General features: G+C 63.2%; 13 protein-coding genes. 9 read left to right on the top strand and 4 right to left on the bottom strand.

Annotated features, from left to right (window positions below):
* The first annotated feature begins 97 nt into the window (after window positions 1-97).
* Window positions 98-379: a GNAT family N-acetyltransferase gene (locus JQ641_RS18915; protein WP_211997493.1), complete on the top strand. Its 282-nt coding sequence runs from the start codon at window positions 98-100 to the stop codon at window positions 377-379.
* 92 nt (window positions 380-471) lie between these two features.
* Here JQ641_RS18915 and JQ641_RS18920 read toward each other — a convergent pair whose 3' ends face one another.
* Together JQ641_RS18920 and yghU are read right to left on the bottom strand one after the other, a co-directional pair.
* Complete coding sequence (locus JQ641_RS18920; RefSeq protein WP_211997494.1) at window positions 472-1,227, bottom strand: alpha/beta fold hydrolase; 756 nt, start codon at window positions 1,225-1,227, stop codon at window positions 472-474.
* A gap of 122 nt (window positions 1,228-1,349) precedes the next feature.
* Window positions 1,350-2,240 (bottom strand): glutathione-dependent disulfide-bond oxidoreductase, encoded by an 891-nt coding sequence (gene yghU / locus JQ641_RS18925; RefSeq protein ID WP_211997495.1) that lies wholly within the window; start codon window positions 2,238-2,240, stop codon window positions 1,350-1,352.
* 227 nt (window positions 2,241-2,467) lie between these two features.
* Here yghU and JQ641_RS18930 point away from each other — a divergent pair, with 227 nt between their 5' ends.
* The 5 genes from JQ641_RS18930 (at window position 2,468) to JQ641_RS18950 (ending at window position 7,474) form a co-directional block, all read left to right on the top strand.
* On the top strand, window positions 2,468-3,715 hold the full coding sequence (locus JQ641_RS18930) for a branched-chain amino acid ABC transporter substrate-binding protein (protein ID WP_211997496.1): 1,248 nt from the start codon (window positions 2,468-2,470) through the stop codon (window positions 3,713-3,715).
* Window positions 3,716-3,781: 66 nt separating this feature from the next.
* Complete coding sequence (locus JQ641_RS18935; protein ID WP_211997497.1) at window positions 3,782-4,729, top strand: branched-chain amino acid ABC transporter permease; 948 nt, start codon at window positions 3,782-3,784, stop codon at window positions 4,727-4,729.
* On the top strand, window positions 4,726-6,030 hold the full coding sequence (locus tag JQ641_RS18940; RefSeq protein ID WP_211997498.1) for a branched-chain amino acid ABC transporter permease: 1,305 nt from the start codon (window positions 4,726-4,728) through the stop codon (window positions 6,028-6,030). The genes JQ641_RS18935 and JQ641_RS18940 overlap by 4 nt, the downstream gene beginning before the upstream one ends.
* A complete protein-coding gene (locus tag JQ641_RS18945) occupies window positions 6,027-6,779 on the top strand; it encodes an ABC transporter ATP-binding protein (RefSeq protein WP_211997499.1) in 753 nt (250 codons plus the stop codon). Before JQ641_RS18940 ends, JQ641_RS18945 begins: the two co-directional genes overlap by 4 nt.
* Window positions 6,779-7,474, top strand: a complete 696-nt coding sequence (locus JQ641_RS18950) for an ABC transporter ATP-binding protein (RefSeq protein WP_211997594.1) — start codon at window positions 6,779-6,781, stop codon at window positions 7,472-7,474. Before JQ641_RS18945 ends, JQ641_RS18950 begins: the two co-directional genes overlap by 1 nt.
* Window positions 7,475-7,493: 19 nt before the next feature.
* Here JQ641_RS18950 and JQ641_RS38490 read toward each other — a convergent pair whose 3' ends face one another.
* On the bottom strand, window positions 7,494-7,619 hold the full coding sequence (locus JQ641_RS38490) for a hypothetical protein (RefSeq protein WP_283815207.1): 126 nt from the start codon (window positions 7,617-7,619) through the stop codon (window positions 7,494-7,496).
* A gap of 261 nt (window positions 7,620-7,880) precedes the next feature.
* Here JQ641_RS38490 and JQ641_RS18955 point away from each other — a divergent pair, with 261 nt between their 5' ends.
* Complete coding sequence (locus tag JQ641_RS18955) at window positions 7,881-9,032, top strand: aminotransferase class V-fold PLP-dependent enzyme (RefSeq protein ID WP_211997500.1); 1,152 nt, start codon at window positions 7,881-7,883, stop codon at window positions 9,030-9,032.
* Window positions 9,033-9,147: 115 nt separating this feature from the next.
* Here JQ641_RS18955 and JQ641_RS18960 read toward each other — a convergent pair whose 3' ends face one another.
* Complete coding sequence (locus JQ641_RS18960) at window positions 9,148-10,809, bottom strand: flavin-containing monooxygenase (RefSeq protein WP_211997501.1); 1,662 nt, start codon at window positions 10,807-10,809, stop codon at window positions 9,148-9,150.
* A gap of 330 nt (window positions 10,810-11,139) precedes the next feature.
* Between JQ641_RS18960 and JQ641_RS18965 the strand changes: the two genes are divergently transcribed.
* Together JQ641_RS18965 and JQ641_RS18970 are read left to right on the top strand one after the other, a co-directional pair.
* On the top strand, window positions 11,140-12,273 hold the full coding sequence (locus JQ641_RS18965) for a nitronate monooxygenase (protein ID WP_211997502.1): 1,134 nt from the start codon (window positions 11,140-11,142) through the stop codon (window positions 12,271-12,273).
* Window positions 12,274-12,410: 137 nt separating this feature from the next.
* Window positions 12,411-13,922: an acetyl-CoA acetyltransferase gene (locus tag JQ641_RS18970; protein WP_211997503.1), complete on the top strand. Its 1,512-nt coding sequence runs from the start codon at window positions 12,411-12,413 to the stop codon at window positions 13,920-13,922.
* Window positions 13,923-14,016 lie beyond the last annotated feature (94 nt).

Genomic DNA, 14,016 nt, shown 5'->3' on the forward strand with positions numbered 1-14,016 from the left:
TGGGTTAGCCGAAGGCGTAACCCACCGCCGATGCAAAGAACGAAGATGGTGGGTTACGCTGCGCTAACCCACCTCACGCACCGAATTTGGAGCGCGCATGACCGAGCATTTCCGCGACAACGAAACCAGCAACCGGTTTGAACTCGACGTCGACGGCGCCATCGCCTTCGTTACCTACCGCAAATCGCCCGATACCATCACGCTCGAACACACCGTGGTGTCGCCGGAACTCGGCGGCAAGGGCATCGGCTCAAAACTGGCGCGCGCGACCCTCGAAGCGGTGCGCGCGCAGGGACGCAAGCTCACCGTCGAATGCGAGTTCATCCAGGGCTACATGAAGAAGCATCCGCAAGATAACGATCTGCTGGGCGCTTCGTAGGGTGGGCAAAGGCGCGCTTGCGCCGTGCCCACCATCTTCATGCAAAGCGAGGCTGGAATGGTGGGCACGCTTCGCTTTGCCCACCCTACAAGCTACGCCACCGGCCGGTGCGCGCGCAGGAACGAGCGGATCTGGCGTACCGCCAGCGGTATCCGCTCCTTGGGCTCCTTCCACGGAAACATGCTGACTTCGGCGTTCGGCGCCAGCATCGCCGACTCCATCGCGACCGCATAGGGGTGCGCCGGGATATCGTCGGGCAGGATCAGTACCGGTGTCCGGCACTGGCGCACGAAGTCGCGCGTCACCGTGAAGACGAAGTCGGGATTGGTGCGGTACATTTTGGTCAGGAATTTATCTGTTGTCTCCGCGGTGATGTCGGGCCGCTGCTTCAGGAGCTCCGGCGCCCAGCCTTTGGTATTGTTGTCGTAGAACAGGTCGCGCATCTCGGGCCGTGAGCCTGACGGCTGCGCCAGCACGGCGGCGACGATGCGATCCGGCGCGCGCTTCAAGAGATTCCAGATCAAGGGGCCGCCGATGCAAAAACCCAGCACCATGAACTTGTCGATGCCGAGGTGATCCATCAGGCCGAGATGATCGTCGGTATGGGAATCCCAGGGCCGGTCGATTTCGAGCGGGCCGGAAGACCGCCCGGTATTGGCGTTGCGCAAATCGGCTGCGATGCAGCGGTATTCGCCCTTGAACTCCTCGAAGGAATCGAACGGCGGGTAACTGCCCGACAGGCCCGCGATCGTCGAGTTCAATCCGCCGCCGGCGATCATCAATAGCGGATAGCCGGAGCCCGCCTCCTCGTAATGGATGCGAACGGCGCCTTTTTCGAAAGTCGGCATGCGGTTTCCCCGGTTCGGATTTTTTTGATTGTAGGGTGGGCAAAGCGAAGCGTGCCCACCATTGCGCGTTCGAGCAAGAATGGTGGGCACGGCGCTAGGGCGCCTTTGCCCACCCTACAAGATTAGGTCTTCGCCGGCTCGCCGATCTTGTCCTGCGTCTTGGTGTCGAAATCGCTGGCCTCATGCCGCTCGTGCAGTTGGCTGGCCGGATCGCCCGAGATCCGGTTGACCATGCGGCCGCGCTTCACCGCCGGACGCTTTGCGATCTGATCGGTCCAGCGCTGCACGTTCTTGTATTCGTGCACCGACAGAAATTCGCCGGCGCCATACACCAGACCCTTCGCCAGCGCGCCGTACCATGGCCAGGTGGCCATGTCGGCGATCGTGTATTCGCTGCCGGCGAGATATTCATTGTCGGCCAGACGCCGGTCGAGCACGTCGAGCTGACGCTTCACCTCCATGGCGTAGCGGTCGATGGCGTATTCGATCTTGGTCGGCGCGTAGGCGTAGAAATGCCCGAAGCCGCCGCCCAGAAACGGCGCGCTGCCCATCTGCCAGAACAGCCATGACAGGCATTCCGCGCGCGCCTCGCCGCCGGCCGGCAGAAAGGCCCCGAACTTTTCAGCCAGATGCATCAGGATCGCGCCTGACTCGAACAGCCGGATCGGCGTCGGTCCGCTGCGGTCCATCAGCGCCGGAATCTTGGAGTTCGGATTAACGGCGACAAAGCCGCTGCCGAACTGGTTGCCGTCGATCTTGATCAGCCACGCGTCATACTCGGCGCCGCTGTGACCGGCGGCCAAGAGCTCCTCGAACATGACAGTGACTTTCACGCCGTTCGGCGTCGCCAGCGAATAGAGCTGAAACGGATGACGGCCGACCGGCAGTTCCTTGTCATGCGTGGAGCCTGCGATCGGCCGGTTGATGCTGGCGAAGCGGCCGCCGCTTTCCTTACTCCAGCTCCAGACTTTAGGCGGCACATAGGCGGTGGGGTCGGTAACAATTTCGTTCATTCGTGTTGGCTCCAGGCTTCTTGTCGGCCGTGTGATCGAGGCGATCTGCCGCGCGGCGGAATTACAATGCGTCTGTCTGGTATACCTTGGGGCTGCCGTCGCCAACCGCAAGATGCTGCATGGCAGCCCAACAATTCCCGTGGCGGTCCGCGTCAGGTCCATGTTACGGTTTCGCATCGGCACCGCAAGACAACAAAAATGCGGGCCTCTCAGGGGAGGAATGCACCATGCTGCAAGGCAAGTGGTTTTCTGCGCTCTTTGGGATTGTCTTCGCGATCGCCGGCGGCGGTCATGCGCTGGCACAGGGCACCATCAAGGTAGCCTACACCGACCCGCTTTCAGGACCGTTCGCGCAAGTCGGCGACGCCAACCTGAAACAGATGCAATACATCATCGACTACATCAACGCCAAGGGCGGCGCGCTCGGCAAGAAGTTCGAGCTGGTGCCGTTCGACAACAAGTCGCAGCCATCGGACGCGCTGATCGCGCTGAAGAGCGCGACCGACCAGAACATGCCCTTCATCATGCAGTGCAGCGGCTCCAACATCGCCGCCGCCTTGATCGACGGCGTCAACAAGCACAACGACCGCAACCCTGACAACCGCATCATCTATCTGAACTGCGGCGCTGTCGCCACCGAGCTGACCAACGAGCAATGCAGCTTCTGGCATTTCCGCTTCGACCTGCATGTCGGCATGAAGGCCGAGGTGATGGTTCGCGCGCTGCCCAAGGACGTCACCAAGGTCTATCTGATCAACCAGGACTATCTGTTCGGTCAATCCGTGCAGCGCGAGGTCAAGAACTACCTTGGCAAATTGCGGCCCGACGTTCAGGTCGTGGGTGACGAATTGATCCCGCTCGGCAAGATCAAGGATTTCTCGCCCTACCTGACCAAGATCAAGGCTTCGGGCGCGCAGGCGCTTTTGACCGGCAATTGGGGGCCGGACATGAACCTCCTGATCAAGGCCGGCGTCGATGCGGGCGCGGACCTGCGCTACTACACCTTCTATGCGCATCTGGCCGGCGGCCCGACCGCGATCGGCGTCGGCGGCGACAACCGCGTGCTGGCCGTGATGTCGTTCGGCGAAAACGTGGCGCCGGAGATCGGCAACAAGGAAGCCGAAGCGTTCACCAAGGGTTTTCGCGACAAGCACAAGTTCGACTTCTCCGCGGCCGGCTTCCGCACCATCTTCGAATATCTGCAGGCCGCGGTGACCAAGGCCAATTCGGTCGACCCGACCAAAATCGCGCTTGCGATGGAAGACCTGCAGGTCAAGGACTTCCTCGGCTTCGACACCAAGATGCGCAAGGAAGACCACCAGATCATCTCTGAGTACTTCGTCGGCATCTTCAAGAAGGGCGTCAAGTACGAGGCCGAAGGCACCGGGCTCGGCTGGGCCACTTCAGCGACGATTCTCGCCAAGGACGTCGATCAGCCCAACACCTGCAAGATGAAGCGTCCGAGCGCCTCCTGACCAACACGTTAGTCGCCTGCTTCCCTCCCCGGGGAGCAGGCGTCGCCTTTGCGATGGTCGGGTGCAATGGAAGTCTTTGTCGTCTCCCTCCTCAACGGTCTCGTCTACGGCATGCTGCTGTTCATGCTGGCGAGCGGGCTCACGCTCATCCTCAGCATGATGGGCGTGCTCAACTTCGCCCATGCCAGCGCCTACATGCTGGGCGCGTATTTCGCCTACACGATCAGCCAATATATCGGCTTCTGGCCGGCTTTGATCATTGCGCCGGTGCTCTGCGGCCTGATCGGCGCAGGCATTGAAATGTGGGGGCTACGGCGGGTCCATCAGAACGGCCACATCGCCGAACTGCTGTTCACCTTCGGCCTCGCGCTGCTGATCGAAAAGGGCGTGCAGATGACCTGGGGCCTGCTGCCGGTGCCCTATCGCGTTCCGGAGCTGCTCGATTTTCCACTGTTCAAGATCTACGGCACGCAATTCCCGGCCTACCGCGCCTTCATGCTGTTGATCTCGGCGTTGATGTTCGGCGCGATCTGGCTCGGCCTGACCCGCACGCGGATTGGCCTCGTGATCCAGGCCGCCCTCACCCATCCCGACATGGCCTCCGCGCTCGGCCATAACGTGCCGCGCATCTTTACGCTGGTGTTCGCCGCCGGCACCGCGCTGGCGGGCCTCGCCGGCGTGATCGGCGGCAACTACCAGGTCACCGAGCCTGCGATGGCCTTCACCATGGGACCGATCGTGTTCGTCGTGGTCGTGTTCGGCGGGCTGGGTTCGTTGTCCGGCTGCTTTATTGCATCCATTCTGATGGGGCTGATCCAGACCTTTGCCGTCGTGTTCGACGTCTCGCTGGCGGATCTGCTCGCAAAATTCGGCTTCGTGGTGACGTCGAGCACGCCGTTCGCCGAAATCCTTACCGTCACGCTGCCAAGAATCGGCGCGCTGCTGCCGTTCCTGATGATGGTGCTGATCCTGGTGTTTCGTCCCCGTGGCCTGATGGGGACACGCGATACATGAACATGCTTCGCCGCCACTGGCCCTGGCTTCTGGTCCTCGTCATCCTGCTGGCGTTCCCGTTCCTGTTCTACGACTGGACCAAGGGGCGCCATTCCGGCTTCGTGCTGACGCTGATGAGCGAGATCGGTGTGATGGCGATCTTTGCGCTGTCCTACAACATGCTGATGGGCCAGGCCGGCCTACTGTCGTTCGGCCACGCCGTGCTGTTCGGCTTAGGCGCCTACTGCGCCGCGCATGTCGTGAATATGGTGAAGGCCGGCACGATCTGGTTGCCAACGGAGCTGATCCCCCTGGCCGGCGGGCTCGGCGGGCTGTTCTTCGGCTATGTCTTTGGCTGGCTGGTGACCAAGCAGCGCGCCACCGCCTTTGCGATGATCACGATGGGGCTCGGCGAGCTGGTCTCGGCCGCCGCCTTGATGTTCATGGCCTTCTTCGGCGGCGAAGGCGGCATCACCATCGACCGCGTGATGGACACCAGCCTGGTCGGCGTCCGCTATACCTCGCCATGGCAGGTCTATTGCCTGGTGCTGGCCTGGGCCTTCATTGCCGCGGCCCTGATGCGGCTGCAAACCCAGACCGCGCTCGGCAAAATGGCCAACGCCACCCGCGACAATTTCGAGCGCGCCCAGTTCGTCGGCTACGATCCGCGCATGGTGCGGCTGATGCAGTTCACGCTGTCCGGCTTCTTCGCCGGGATCGGCGGCGGGCTCTACGTGCTGATCTACGAGATCGTCACCTTCGACACGGTGTCAGCGGCGAAATCGGCCAACGCGCTGCTCGCCGTTTACATCGGCGGCGCCGGCGGCTTCTTCGGACCGATCCTCGGCACCATCGTCGTGGTGCTGCTGCAGAGCGGCGTCAGCCTGCTCAGCAACGCCTGGCTGCTCTATGTCGGCGTGCTCTTCATCGTCATGGTGATGTATGCGCCGGGCGGGCTGATCGGGCTGATCTTCATGCATCTGCCGATCTGGCGCGCGGGACGGATGCGCGAGCTGTTGCTGCCCTATGCGCGGGCGTTTCCGCCGGCGCTTTTGGTCCTGCTCGGCTTCGTGTTCATGGTCGAACTGGCGTCCTTCACCACCATCGGCGCCGCCCAGGGCAAGCGATTCACCATCGGCGGCCAACTGATTGATACCACAGCGCCGATGCCGTGGGTGATCGCGATCGCAGCGCTGGTGCTCGGTGCGCTGTGGCTCCGCCATGAGGCGCGTGGCTTCCGCCAGCGCTGGGATGAACTGATGGAAGGCAGCAAGCGCGCCCAGGCGACGGCAGCTCCCAAGCCGCAGGAGGCCGTGGCATGAGCGTATCAGCCGTCGAACTCGTGGACGTGCGCAAGAATTTCGGACGCACCGAAATCATCCGCGGCGTCAACTTAAGCATTCCCCGCGGCGAACGCCACGCCATCATCGGCCCCAACGGCGCCGGCAAGACCACGCTGTTCAACCTGATCTCGGGACGGTTTCCGATCACCGCAGGCTCGATCACGGTCAACGGCCAGTCGACCGCCGACCTCGCGCCGCAGGAGATCAACCGGCTCGGCCTGTCACGCAGTTTCCAGATCACCTCGATCTTCCCGCGCATGACCGTGTTCGAGAACATCCGCTGCGGCCTCCTATGGTCGCAGGGCTATCGCTATTCGTTCTGGCGGCTGCTGGGCACGCAGAAGGAATTGAATCGCGCAACCGACCAGTTGCTGGAGCGGCTGAAGCTCGCCGACCGGCGCGATCTCCAGGCGGGCCTGCTCTCCTACGCCGAGCAGCGCGCGCTGGAGATCGGCATCACCATTGCCGGCGGCGCCGAGATCATCCTGCTCGACGAGCCGACCGCCGGCATGAGCCACAGCGAAACCGAAAGCGCGGTCGCGCTGATCCGGTCGGTGTCGGAAGGCAAGACGCTGATCATGGTCGAGCACGACATGAGCGTGGTGTTCGGGATCGCCGACCGCATCACCGTGCTGGTTTATGGCGAGGTCATCGCGTCGGATGCGCCGGCCGCGATCCGCGGCAACGCCGCCGTGCAGGAAGCCTATCTCGGAACGGTGGCGGCATGATGCTCGAGGTCCGCGATCTCCACGCCTTCTATGGCAAGAGCCATATCCTGCAGGGCGTCGACCTCAGCGTCGACCAGGGCGAGATCGTCAGCCTGCTCGGCCGCAACGGCGTCGGCCGCTCCACCGCCTGCAAGACCATCATGGGGCTGGTGCCGCCGGCCGGGCAGATCAATTTCAAGGGCCGCGCGATCGCGGGCCTGCGGCCCGACCAGATCGCCCATCTCGGCATCGGCTATGTGCCCGAAGACCGCCAGGTTTTTCCCGGCCTCACCGTGCGCCAAAATCTCGAACTCGGGCTGAAGCGCGCCGGCGTCGTCGGGCGCTGGAAATTCGAGGACGTGTTCAAGCTGTTTCCCAATCTTGGGGAACGGCAGGACAATCCCGCCGGCGTGCTGTCGGGCGGCGAGCAACAGATGCTGACGATGTGCCGCACGCTGATGGGCGATCCTGATCTGGTCATCATCGACGAGCCGACCGAGGGGCTCGCGCCAAAACTGGTCGAACAGGTCGGCACCCTGCTCGACGAAATCGCGCGCCGCGGCACCGCGATTCTTCTGGTGGAGCAGAAGCTCACCATCGCGCTGAAGATTTCCCGCCGCCTCTATGTGATGGGCCACGGCCGCATCGTGTTCGAGGGAACACCGGCGGAGCTCGCGGCCAACGCCGGTGTGCGCAAGGAGTGGCTGGAGGTTTAGGAGCTTCCCGCCGGCCGGACTATCCGAACAGCCAGGACTTCGGATTAGCGATCGGTTTATGCTCGATGCTGAGCAGGCCGCCCTTGACGATGCGGATGAGCGACCAGATGAACCACCAGGCAACAATCGGCAGGCCGATCAGCACCAGGGAAAATGGAATGCCGATCGGCGACGATATTGTCCGAGGCGATGGGTCGCTGGGTCTCGTAAGAAAGTGACATGGCTGCCTCTGTTGCCACTGAGATCGTGGAGCTCTGCGAACGCCCTTTGGTCGCGCCTGCCATGGCCCAGGTTCAGCAAATAAAGTCATAAGGCGCGGCAGAGTTGTACTCGGAGCAATGCCTTTGTGGCTGGCCCGGCCGGGATCAGCCATAATGGACGGGTCACCACAAGAGAGACCTTCCGGATGCTTGCCTCCCAACGCGCTTTGTTCGATATCCCGCGCGAGATCTGCTACCTGAATGCCGCCTCCTACAGCCCCTTGCCGATCCGGACTCAGGAAGCCGCGCGCGCGGCTGTGGGACGCAAGGGAATGCCCTGGAAGCTCCCGGCTTCCTTTGCCAACCAGCAGAACGAACGCGCGCGCGCGGCTGCTGCCCGGCTGATCAATGCCGATCCTTCCGATGTCGCTCTGACACCCTCGATCAGCTACGGCGTCGCGACGGCGGCAAAGCTTTTGACCATTCCCCGCGGCACGCGCGTGATCGTGCTGGAAAGCGATCACTCCTCCCCGGTGCTGGAATGGCACGCGCGGGCGGAGGCACAGGGGTTCACGGTCGAGACGGTCGGACAACCCGGCGACGGCGACTGGACATCCGCAGTGCTCGCCGTCATCGAACGATCGGGCGCGCCACAGGTTAGCCTCGCCTCGATCTCATCGGTGCACTGGTCGGACGGCGGGCTGGTCGACGTCGACAAGGTGAGTGCGGCGCTTAGGGCATGCGGCGCGATGTTCCTGATCGACGCCACGCAAGGCGTCGGTGTGCTGGCGATGGACGTGAAGCGCCTCGATCCGGATTTTGTGCTGTTCCCGACCTACAAATGGGTGCTTGGGCCTTACGGCCGCGCCTTTCTCTATGTTGCCAAACGCCATCAGAACGGCGTTCCGCTGGAACAGATTTCGGCCGCCCGCCGCGACGTGCGCGCCGAGAATTCGGTCTATTTCACCGATCTCAATTACGTGCCCGATGCGCGCCGCTTCGACATGGGCGAGCGCGACTATTTTATTTCGATGGAGATGGCGTCCATCGGCATGGAAATGCTGGCCGAATGGAGCGCCTCGGCCGTGGTGCAGCGCCTCGCGATGCTGACGGAGCGGATTGCAGAAGGCGTGCGCGGCATCGGCGTCAGCGTGCCGGATGCGCGGCTGCGCGCGCCGCATATTTTGAGCCTGGCGTTCAAGGGCGGGATGCCGGCGGGACTCGTCGAAGGTTTGGCAAGCGACGGCGTCTACGTCGCGCCGCGTCTGGGACGGCTGCGGATATCGCCGCATGTGTATAATGACGAGGCGGATGCGGATCGGTTTGTGGAGGTTTTGGGCAGGCGGTTGCGGGGATGATCCGCTGATCTACCCTCCGTCATGGCCGGGCTTGTCCCGGCCATCCACGTCTTTGCAACAACACAGAAAGCAAGGCGTGGATGCCCGGGACAAGCCCGGGCATGACGGATAAAACTCATGACGAAACCGCCATCTTCCTCGGCTGCTCCGCACCCGTCAGCGCAAAGCCCTCATACCCCTTCGCCGCAACGTCGTCGCAGATCTGACGGTACGGCCCGACGCCGCCGATATAGGGCATGAAGATCCGCGGCTTGCCGGGGACGTTGGCGCCCATGTACCAGGAATTGGCCTGCGGATAGAGCGTGGTGTAGGCGACCTCGTTGACGTGGGCGACCCAATTATCCTCGGCGTCCTTCTTGGCCTCCATGGCCTCAAAGCCGCGGTCGCGCATATAGCTCACGCAGCCGGTGATCCAATCGACATGCTGCTCGATCGAGACGATCATGTTCGACAGCACCGATGGGCTGCCGGGACCGGTGATGACGAAGAGATTGGGAAAGCCGGCGCTCATCAGGCCGAGATAGGTGCGCGGCCCCTCGGCCCATTTCTGGTTCAGCGTCTGTCCATTGCGGCCGCGAATATCGATTTTTGCGACCGACCCCGTCATCGCGTCGAAGCCGGTCGCCAGCACCAATGCATCTACTTCGTAGTCCTTGCCGCCGGTGCGCACGGCACTCGCCGTAATCTCCTCGATCGGATTGGACTTGATGTCGACCAGCGTCACGTTCGGACGGTTGAAGGTCGCAAAATACTCGGTATCGATGCAGATGCGTTTTGAACCGATCGGATGATTGTTCGGCTGCAGCAATTTTGCCTTCTCGGGATCCTTGACGATTTCGGCAATCTTCTCGCGGACGAAGTCGGCGGCGGTGTCGTTGGCGGTCTGGTCCAGCGCCAGGTTGTTGTAGACGGACATGAAGGTAAGCCCGCCGCGGGTCCAGCGCGCTTCGTATTTCGAGCGACGCTCGTTGTCGCCGTCATCGAGCGCGCCGCGGTCGGGCATCTCGGTATAGATGCCGTTGCGCGATTCCGTGCGCGCAAACTGCCTGACTTCCGGATATTTGGCGCGGAACGCCTGCCGCTCCTCCTCGGTCAACATGGCGTTGCGGGCGGGAATCGAGAAGTTCGCGGTGCGCTGAAACACCGTGAGGTGGCTGGCCTGCTCGGCGATCACAGGCACTGACTGGATGCCCGACGATCCCGTGCCGATAACGCCGACGCGCTGGCCGGTGAAATCGACGATTTCATGCGGCCAGTGGCCGGTGTGATAGACCTTGCCTTCAAAGCGATCGAGGCCCTTGATCTCCGGCATCCGTGCGTTCGACAGGCAGCCGGTGGCGAGCACGACGAATTTTGCGGTCACAATCTTGCCGTCGGAGAGCGCGACCGACCACAGATTGGTGCGTTCATCGAACTCGGCGCGTTCGACTGTTGTGTTGAACTGGATGTCGGGACGGAGACCAAAACGGTCGGCGACGTGGTTGGCGTATTTCAAAATCTCCGGCTGCGGCGCGTAGCGTTCGCTCCAGTCCCATTCCTGCTGCAGCTCTTCGGAGAACGAATAGGAATACTGCATGCTCTCGACATCGCAGCGCGCGCCGGGATAGCGGTTCCAGTACCAGGTGCCGCCGACGCCATCGCCCTGCTCATAGACGCGCGCTGAAAACCCCTGCCCGCGCAGTTTATGCAGCATGTACATGCCGGCAAAGCCTGCACCGACCACGACGACGTCGTAGCTCTCGGAAGCTTTTCCGGAAACGGATGGCGATGCGGACATGAAAACTCCCTTGCGAATTCTTGATTTGCCGGACAGCATTCTCTCGATAGCGCCAAAGCGCAAGACACAAATCGGCGGCCTTGCTTTGCATATTTTGTGACGTGGAATGTTCGCTGCCCCTCATGGTGAGGAGCGCGTCTTCGCGCGTCTCGAACCATGAGGCCCCAGACGGGCCTGCATCCTTCGAGACGCGGCGAAGACGCCGCTCCTCAGGATGAGGTCGAAGAGCGCTTGGCATCCCAGCCCCTGATGGGCTAGCGTCGGGTCAGCACGGCAAACAAAAACCAACAACGAGCGGCGTCAAAGCCGCCCCAAGGAACGGATACGACCATGAAATCGCCGATCTGCGACATGCTGGGAATAGAGTTTCCGCTGCTGGCCTTCAGCCATTGCCGCGACGTGGTGGCGGCCGTCAGCCGTGCCGGCGGATTTGGCGTGCTGGGCGCGACCCGCTTCTTGCCGGAGACGCTGGAGCAGGAACTGAAATGGATCGACGACCACGTCGACGGCAAGCCCTACGGCATCGATGTGCTGATCCCGGAAAACATTTCGACCGCCGGCGAGAAGAACCTCACCTGGAAAAGCCTGGAGAAGCGAGTTTCGCAAGAGCACCGTGATTTCACCCGCAACCTCCTGAAGAAATACAACATCGAACTCACGACCGAGAGTGTCGCCGACAACCAGCCGCAGCCGTTTGACGCCGAGATCGCGCTGGAGTTGCTCGACGTTTCCTTCCGCCATCCGATCAGGCTGATCGCCAACGCGCTCGGCGTGCCGCCGAAGGCGATGATCGAGATGGGCCGCAAGCACGACGTGCCGGTCGCGGCCCTCATCGGCTCCAAGGAGCACGCGCTTCGGCAGGTCGCAGCCGGCGTCGATATTTTGGTGGCGCAGGGCACGGAAGCCGGCGGCCATTGCGGCGAAGTTTCGACCATGGTGCTGGTGCCGGAGGTGATCAAGGCGATCAAGCCGATCCGCAACGTGCCGGTGCTGGCGGCGGGCGGCATCATGACCGGACACCAGATGGCCGCTTGCATGGCGATGGGCGCGGCCGGGGCCTGGACCGGTTCGGTGTGGCTCGCGACGGTGGAGTCCGAGACCTCCGAAATTTTCCGCGAGAAGATGATCGCGGCGTCCTCGCGCGACGCGATCCGCTCCAAGGGCCGCACCGGCAAGCCCGCCCGGCAGTTGCGCTCGGTATGGACCGATGCCTGGGACCGCGGGCCGGACAGCCCCGGCGCGCTGCCGATGCCGCTGCAAAGCATCATCAGCCGCGACGCCTTCAACTCGATCGACCGCGCCGCGGCTGCCGGCAACGTCCAGGCGCGCGACCTCGTCAGCTATTTCGTCGGCCAGGGCGTCGGCCTGATCGACAGCGTCAAATCCGCCGGCGCGGTGGTGCAGGAATTCAAGGAAGATTTTGTCGACGCGGTCGAGCATATGAACGCGTTGATGGAGGAGTGATATCTATTCCTCATGGTGAGGAGCGCGTCTTCGCGCGTCTCGAACCATGAGGCCCGTGGCCCATCCTTCGAGACGCCGCTGCGCGGCTCCTCAGGATGAGGTCGGAGTTCGTGTCCCGAAAAGCAAAGCAAGAAAAAATGCCAACATCCCTCCCCGAAGACCGCATTCCCGTCATCGTCGGCGTCGGCGAAATCGTCGACCGGCCGAAGGACATTGCCGCCGGGCTCGAACCGCTCGCGCTGCTGGAACAGGCGCTGAAGCGCGCGGAGGCGGACAGCGGCGCTAACCTGCTCGGCGAACTCGGCTCGATCGACGTGGTCAATTTCCTGAGCTGGCGCTACCGCGATCCGGAGAAACAACTCGCCGAGCGGCTCGGCGCCACGCCGGCGCATTGCTATTACGGCCCGGTCGGCGGCGAGAGCCCGATCCGCTATCTGCATGAAGCCGCCAAACGCATCGCGCGCGGCGAATGCAGCGTCGCGGCGGTGTGCGGCGCCGAGGCGCAGTCGACCGCGACCAAAGCACAGCGGGCAAATATAGACCTGCCATGGACGCCATTCGCCCATGACGTCGAGGAACCGAAGCGCGGCGCAGCGTTCCAGAAGCCGATGGCGGTGACGCTCGGCGTGTTCCGTCCCATCACCGTCTATCCCTTGTATGAGTCCGCGACGTCAGCGCATTGGGGCCAGACGCCGCGCGAGGCGCTGGCCGAATCCGGACAACTGTGGTCGACCTATGCGCGCGTGGCGTCGGAGAATCCCAACTCCTGGCTGAAGAAAAACTTCACGCCGGACGAGATCACAACGCCGACGCCGGAAAACCGGCTGATCGCCTGGCCCTACACCAAGCTGATGGTGGCCAACCCGACCGTCAACATGGGCGGCGCGATCCTGATGACGTCGCTGGCAAAGGCGCGCGCCGCCGGCTTGCCCGAGGATCGGCTGATCTATCCGTTAGGCGGCGCGTCGGCGGAAGAGCCGCGCGATTATCTGCTGCGCGACCAGTTCTTCGAGAGCCATCCGCAGAATGCCGTGCTCAACGCCGTGATGGACCTCGTCGAGGGCGACGGCAAAAAATTCGACGCGATCGAATTGTATAGCTGCTTTCCCTGCGTGCCGAAGATGGCGCGGCGGACGCTCGGCCTCGGCCCGGACGTCAGGCCAACCGTCACCGGCGGCCTCACCTTCTTCGGCGCGCCGCTCAACACCTATATGACGCATGCGGCTTGCGCGATGGTGCGCAAGCTGCGCGAGGGCGGAACGCTCGGCCTGCTCTACGGCCAGGGCGGCTTTGTCACCAAGCATCATGGCCTGGTGCTGTCGCGGCAGGCGCCGAGAGAGGCTCTGGCGCAGGACACCAACGAGCAGGCCGAGGCCGACCGCCGTAAGGGCGCCGTGCCCGAATTCGTCACGGAAGCCACCGGCAAGGGCAAGGTCGAGAGCTTTACCGTGATCTATGGCGGCAAGGGCGACGTCGAGCACGGCGTGGTGATGATGCGCACGGCGGGCGATGCACGGGCGCTGGCGCGGGTGCCGGCGAGCGACAGCGCGACGCTCGCGTACCTGCGCAACATGGACCGCACGCCGGTCGGTTCGGTTGGGGAGATCGTCACCGCCGGGGATGGCGTGCTGGAGTGGCGGGTGGGGTGACTCTTTCTGCTCCCTCGCCCCGCTCTTCGCGGGGAGAGGGTCGGGGTGAGGGGCTCTCTCCGCGAGCAATGACTGCTGAGGGACCTGTACCCCC

This window comes from Bradyrhizobium sp. JYMT SZCCT0180 (assembly GCF_018130165.1).
In the GTDB taxonomy this organism is placed as follows: domain Bacteria; phylum Pseudomonadota; class Alphaproteobacteria; order Rhizobiales; family Xanthobacteraceae; genus Bradyrhizobium.